At 32.5% G+C, this 6,813-nt stretch carries 4 protein-coding genes and 1 rRNA gene; all 5 read left to right on the top strand.

The genetic code is table 11. The annotated features are described in order from the left end of the window. A 23S ribosomal RNA gene (locus HBB17_RS18555) occupies window positions 1-104 on the top strand; the annotation flags it as partial. 573 nt (window positions 105-677) lie between these two features. Beyond that, window positions 678-1,352 (top strand): response regulator transcription factor, encoded by a 675-nt coding sequence (locus HBB17_RS18550; protein WP_167958989.1) that lies wholly within the window; start codon window positions 678-680, stop codon window positions 1,350-1,352. Window positions 1,353-1,580: 228 nt separating this feature from the next. Then, on the top strand, window positions 1,581-2,600 hold the full coding sequence (locus HBB17_RS18545; RefSeq protein ID WP_167958988.1) for a sensor histidine kinase: 1,020 nt from the start codon (window positions 1,581-1,583) through the stop codon (window positions 2,598-2,600). A 65-nt stretch (window positions 2,601-2,665) separates the two neighbouring features. Further along, on the top strand, window positions 2,666-3,367 hold the full coding sequence (locus tag HBB17_RS18540) for an ABC transporter ATP-binding protein (protein ID WP_167958987.1): 702 nt from the start codon (window positions 2,666-2,668) through the stop codon (window positions 3,365-3,367). Window position 3,368: 1 nt separating this feature from the next. After that, window positions 3,369-5,915, top strand: coding sequence for an ABC transporter permease (locus HBB17_RS18535; RefSeq protein WP_167958986.1), 2,547 nt, complete (start codon window positions 3,369-3,371; stop codon window positions 5,913-5,915). The last annotated feature ends 898 nt before the right edge of the window (window positions 5,916-6,813 follow it).

The following is a 6,813-nucleotide window of genomic DNA, read 5'->3' as shown; positions in this document are numbered from 1 at the left end:
TAAGCTAGTAAGACCCCTGAAAGACGATCAGGTTGATAGGACAGAGATGGAAGTGTGGTAACACATGTAGTTGACTGTTACTAATAGGTCGAGGGCTTAACCAAAAAGAATCTGACACATGATGGAAACAAAGATGGTGGAAGTCATGAATCAATGTGTAGTTTTGAAGATATAAGAGAAAAGGAAAACTCTAAGGGTATAAGAACTCTTAGAGTTTTTTTTGTGTATATATATGAATGAGAAGATGTTTGAATGAGAAGATGTTTGAATGAGAAGAGATCAAAAAGATAAGAAAATAAAATCGAGAGAAAAAACGTTAAAGGAGATACAACCTTTTAACGTTTTTTCTTTTTCGTCCAGTAATATTTGGTCAAGGTACTATGAGAAGAAGGGATTTTAAGAAAGAAAGTAAACATTCTGATTTAATAAATTGTTTGATAAAGGTCACAAATAAATTAAATGTGTAGTAAATGAAGAAATTGGAAACGCTAGGGATCGAGCTGTTGTAGTGACTGTTATCATAGATTTACAAGGATACCCAAAGAATTTAATCGACCAGCTGCTTATAGAAGCCAATTTCTAGAGGAATCTGCAAAGAAGCATTGATATCAGATATAATTTTATGTAAACTTAATCAAAGAGGTTAAAAAGAAAAATCTATTGTGGGGTGACTATATATGAAACTAATGGTAGTGGAGGATGACAGGATTATTGCAACAGGACTAGAATATAGCCTGCAACAAGAAGGGTATGAAGTAGTTCTTGCATACTCTTTTCAGGAAGCAAAAAAACTAATAACGAACAATACATTTGATCTATGTTTGCTAGATATAACATTACCCGATGGCAATGGATATGAAATCTGTAAGGAAATTAAAAAAGATCAGGATATACCGGTAATATTTTTAACGGCACTTGAAGATGAAGTGAATGTTGTAATGGGACTTGATCTGGGGGCTGATGATTATGTAGTTAAGCCATTTCGAATACGAGAATTGATATCACGAATTCGATCTGTTCTGCGGCGCTATCATAAAGAAAGTGAAGAAAATATTATTAATATAGGTAATGTAGAAGTACATATACGTGAAAATCGAATATATAAGAATAAGGAGGAGATTATCCTTACATCGATGGAGTACCGTTTGTTAATGCAACTGGTTAATCATAGAGGACAAGTATTAACGAGAAATCAATTACTAGAAGGTATTTGGGATGTATCAGGAGATTTTGTAAACGATAATACATTGACAGTATATATAAAGCGATTACGGACCAAACTAGGAGATGATCTGGCAAATCCAACGCTTGTTAAGACGATAAGAGGAATTGGATATTGTATTGATAAGTGAAACTAGCAAAGTGACTAGGAGAAAGTAGGCATATATATAAGTAAAAGCGTTTATGGGAAAAGAATAGAAAAAGAAATGAATAAATGTTTAAATGAATGTAAAGAAAAATAGATTAGAAAAGAAAAAATGAGTATAAATGCTGCAGAAAAACTCAAAAAGCATAGTTAAGAGAAAGAAAACTCAAAAATCTAAAATAAAAATAGTGTCAATACTAGGAATGAGGGAAATATGAGAAATCTTGAACTAATAAAGATGTGTGTACGTGGAGTCTTGTATACGATGATTATTTTATTATTAACCTATTATTTTCCTAAGGAGCAATTCCTTTGGATCGGTTTACTTAGTGTTAGTATTCTAAGCGATGTTTTGATATTTACAAAAGCACGTTATCGTAAGATTAGTCAGTTATCGGATTATCTATGTCGAATCTATATGGGTGAGTACTCACTGGATGTAAGGGATTATGAAGAAGGGGAACTAAGTGTATTAAAATCTGAAATCTACAAATTAACATTACGAATGGTAGAGCAGAATGAGTTATTAATAAAGGATAAACGATATTTGGCAGATGCACTATCTGATATAAGTCATCAATTAAAAACACCCTTAACATCAATCAGTGTTATGGCTGATTTACTAGAATCTGACCAATTAGAGGAAGATAAACGATTGGATTTTGCAAGAAATATACATACACAGGTAGAAAGAATGCGATGGTTAGTAATATCATTGCTTAAGTTGTCAAAGTTAGATGCAAATGCGATTGAGTTTAAGCAGGAGATCATATCTCTCAAAGAATTAGTAAAAGAATCCTTGAAACCTTTTCAGATTATTTCTGAACTAAAGAATATTGAAGTTAAAGTGGGAGGAGATGATTACGCTGAATGTAAGGGAGATTTTTCGTGGTTATTAGAAGCAATTAGTAATATTATTAAAAACTGCTTTGAACATACAAATACGAATGGACATATAGAAATTAATTATGTGCAAAATGCGCTATATTTACAAATAACAATTATTGATAATGGAGAAGGAATCGATGAGGAAGATCTGCCACATCTGTTTGAGCGTTTCTATAAAGGGAAAAATGCGAATCCAGATAGTATTGGCATCGGGCTTGCATTAGCAAAACAGATTATTATTGGACATAATGGAAGTATACATGTTATTAGTGAAAAAGGTGTTGGTACTCGATTTATTATCAAATTATATAAAGTGACAGAAATGTCACCAAAAATGTCATCGTAACGTCATGATAAATCCTTATACTAAATCTATCGAAGCGAATAATTCGTTAGGAAAGGATAAATGAGATGGAAATTCTAAGAGTAGAAAATTTGTGTAAAACATATGGTACGGGAGAAACAAGTGTAAAAGCGCTTGATAATGTATCGTTCTCTGTAAATAAAGGAGAATTTGTTGCAATCATTGGACCATCAGGATCAGGTAAATCAACTTTGCTGCATATGTTAGGAGGTGTTGATCGACCTTCAAGTGGAGATGTTTATATTAATGGTACGAATATTTATGATTTGAGTGAAACGAATCTTGCAATTTTCAGAAGAAGGCAGATCGGGTTAATTTATCAATTCTATAATTTAATTCCTGTCTTAAATGTGGAAGAAAATATTACATTACCACTACTATTGGATCATCGTAAGGTAACAAAGAAACAGTTAGAGGAAGTAGTGCACATTCTTAAATTGCAAGATCGTTTGGATCATCTACCAAATCAATTATCAGGTGGTCAACAGCAAAGAGTATCCATAGGAAGAGCGCTGATTACGAATCCGGCAATTATGCTTGCAGATGAACCAACTGGAAATCTAGATCGGAAAACAGGAAATGAGATTATGGAACTGATTAAGTTATCCAATAGGAAATATAATCAAACACTAATCGTCATAACTCATGATGAATCAATTGCTTTACAAGCAGATCGAATCATCACCATTGAGGATGGTAAAATCGCAGGGGATGAAGTGATTCGTTCGGCGAATATGGGAGGCAGATAATATGAATATTATGAATAGCCTTACATGGAAGCACATGAAATCCAATAAAAAACGAACAATCGTAACTATACTAGGCGTAATCATATCGGTTGCAATGATTACTGGTGTATCAACAGCAGCATTAACATTTACAACGTATATACAAAAAATACAAATGAAACAAAGTGGTGAATGGCATTTTTCTTATGAGAATATTACAAAAGACCAGGCGATGAAGGCAGCAGATCAGGTGAAAAATAAATTTCATTATTATACGCAAGTAAAGGGATACAGTAAGTGGAACGATGGGAATAATTCAAAAAAACCATATATATATGTAGAAGCATATGATGAAGTTGCACTTGATAAAATGCCAATTAAAATAATTGATGGCCGACTTCCTGAAAAGAATGATGAAATAATTATTAGTAAAGAAATCTGCAATCAAAAAGACAAGGCATTAAAATTAGGAGATCAAATTTCTTTCGAATATGGATGCCGTTATGGACTGGTAGATGGAATAGAGCAAGAACTTTCACAAGGTTTCGAATATCAGGACGGATCAGAACCAGGAAGTGTTAAGGAAGATTGGAAAAGTACAGGGGAAAAGCAGACATGTACAATTGTTGGAATCATGGAATCAAGAGATCAATTTATAACACCTGGGCGAACTGCATTTGCATATCTGGATATGGATTCTCTATCAAATTCCGCACAGGTATCGGAATATTTCTTTCTAGATAAAGTAACAAATTCGCTTTATGATGATTGTTTATCCTCGGCAGAAAAAATTGATATAGAAAAAGAACAAATTGCTTTTCATGATTCATTATTACGATTATATGGTGTAAGTCGTTATGAAGATACGTATAATAAGATGATTCGGACATGTTCTTTTATCTTAATCTTGATCATCATGGTGGGGTCTGTTGCGTTGATCTATAACTCATTTGCTATTTCGATTAATGAACGAAGCAAACAATTTGGTATGTTAGCAAGCATCGGTGCTACAAAAGAACAGAAGAGAAATGCAGTATTGTTTGAGGGCGCTATAGTAGGAGCGATTAGTATTCCTCTTGGAATCCTTGCAGGATTTGTAGGAATGGGAATTACTTTTCAAGCTTTAGACCCGTTATTGAAGAATGCTCTTGGTATGGAGGTTCACATTAAACTTGTTGTGTCATTAACATCTGTTATTGCTGCAATTATCTTTTCTTTGATCACAATTTTTATATCGGCATATCTTCCTGCCCGTAAAGCAGCAAAGATCACTCCGATTGAAGCCATCCGACAATCAAAAGATATTACAATTAAAGCAAAACAAGTGAAAACTAGTCGCTTACTACAATTCTTATTAGGTATTGAGGGAAATTTAGCAATTAAAAATCTAAAAAGGAATCGCAAACATTATCGGGCATTAGTATTTTCATTAGCAATAAGTTTAATCTTATTCATTAGTGTTGGTTCATATGTATTTTATCTCAAAGATTCCGTGAACTTTTCAATGGAAAATGAATCCTATGATGTAGCGCTTTCGGGAATTGAAGAAAAAGACCTAGAACCAATTGCAGATATATTGGTGGGTATTCCAAGTTTTAAAGAAGGAAATTCTATTGCTCAAATCAATGAAAGTATACCAATAGATGAGGAACAGAGAAAGAACTTGCTTTCTGATGAACTGAAAGATAGAATCAGTGAAGATCAAACAATTGGTTTTTCACTTTTCTTTATTGATGATAATGTATATGAAAAGATCGTAAACCATAATAGTAATACAACAGGGCTTCATGCGATACTCATTAATCAACAAATGCAACAAAAAGGGTATAGCTTAACAGAAATGGAGCCTACCAATGCAAAAAAAGGGGATACGATTACAGTCAGAGAAAAAGACATACATCTTGATCTAGTTACAAAAGAAAGAGCAATGGGAGTCTATTGTATGCAAATTGGAGGTAATATATCACTTGTATTACCAATGAAAGAGTTGAAGGAATTTCAAAAAGAGAGCGATGAAGTTAGTTATTCCTATTATTTGAACACTACGTCACCATCAAATGTAGAAGATGAAATTGTGAGTGCTCTATTACAAAAAAACATCTCATCAACTTATGCGATTTATAACCAGGCAAATGACGTCATAAGAAATAATCAGATTACGACAGTGTTTTCTGTATTTGCTTATGGATTTATAACACTCATATCGCTAATCTGTATTGCAAACTTGTTCAATACGATATCAACAAGTTTTGCATTGCGGAGACGAGAATTTGCAATGCTTAAGAGTATAGGAATGACGCCGCAAGTGTTCCGACGTATGATTCAGATGGAAAGTTTAATGTATGGAATTAAAGCATGTTTATTTGGAGTACCAATTAGTATTGGTATGACGTTATGGATCAAGAAGGCAGTATCGTATAACTTTACGAGATCGTATCAGTTTCCAATCATGACATACGTAGTTGGTATTGCAGCAGTATTTGTGGTTGTTGGCGTAGCAATGTTGTATTCAGGAAGAAAGGTAAGAAAGGAAAATATTGTTGAAGGGCTAAAGACAGAAGTAAATTAAGAAATACACGATTTTAAATGATAGTTGCTCAATTAATGTAAAGTTAATTGAGCAATTGTCATTTAGAAGAAAATCACAATGTAAGAATGTGTAATGTACTCTGTTTTCGATTTAGTTGAAATGAATTCTCTCTCTCTTATCATCTTCTTTGCTTATAGTTTTATTTGATAAGTTAGTCTAATTTTTATTAAGATATGTATAATAATTAGATTTTAGTAAAAGCTATTAATTGTAATTTAATCCTGAGTTATATGAAAGCATGAAATATATGTTGTTAATATCTAATCGAAAATGGAAAGGGATCGTTCAAAAAGGATAGTAATTCATAAATAAGTTAGGTTTAAAAATAAATATAAATTAGGGGTTTACAAAAGGAATTATATCTGCTATACTAATCCAAGTCGACAAGAAAAATGTCTTAATTGAATATAAAATTCGAATTAAATCGAAAATATATTAAAATTAAAGATAAGAAAAATAATTGTTGACAAAATGAAGTTAATGTTGTAGAATAATAAAGCTGTTTAAAAAAAGTAAAAAAGCAAACAGAATAAATTGAAAAAGTTTGAAAAAATACTTGACAAACAAACAACAACATGATAAACTAGATAAGCTGTCGCAAACGAATGAAACAAATCGAAAGCGGTCGGCAAGAATGTTAGTAAGAGACAAGTTCTCGAACCTAACATGGAACATGGAACATTGAAAACTGAACAGTGAAACAACCTTGAAAATTCCAGTGTTCACAAGTCGTTGACTTAGATGAACACAAAAAGATTTTCGGTTCTTATAAAGAACAAACCGTATCGGAAGTTAGAGATAACGGAAGATACACCCAAATGTCGAAAGACAAACGGAAACAATAAGCCAGTTTGGTTAGTTGATTCTGAAAAAGATT

This window comes from Anaerosporobacter faecicola (assembly GCF_012070565.1).
In the GTDB taxonomy this organism is placed as follows: Bacteria; Bacillota; Clostridia; order Lachnospirales; family Lachnospiraceae; genus Anaerosporobacter; species Anaerosporobacter faecicola.
The sequence above is the reverse complement of the archived record's forward strand: the minus strand, read 5'-3'. Positions and strand labels throughout refer to the sequence as shown.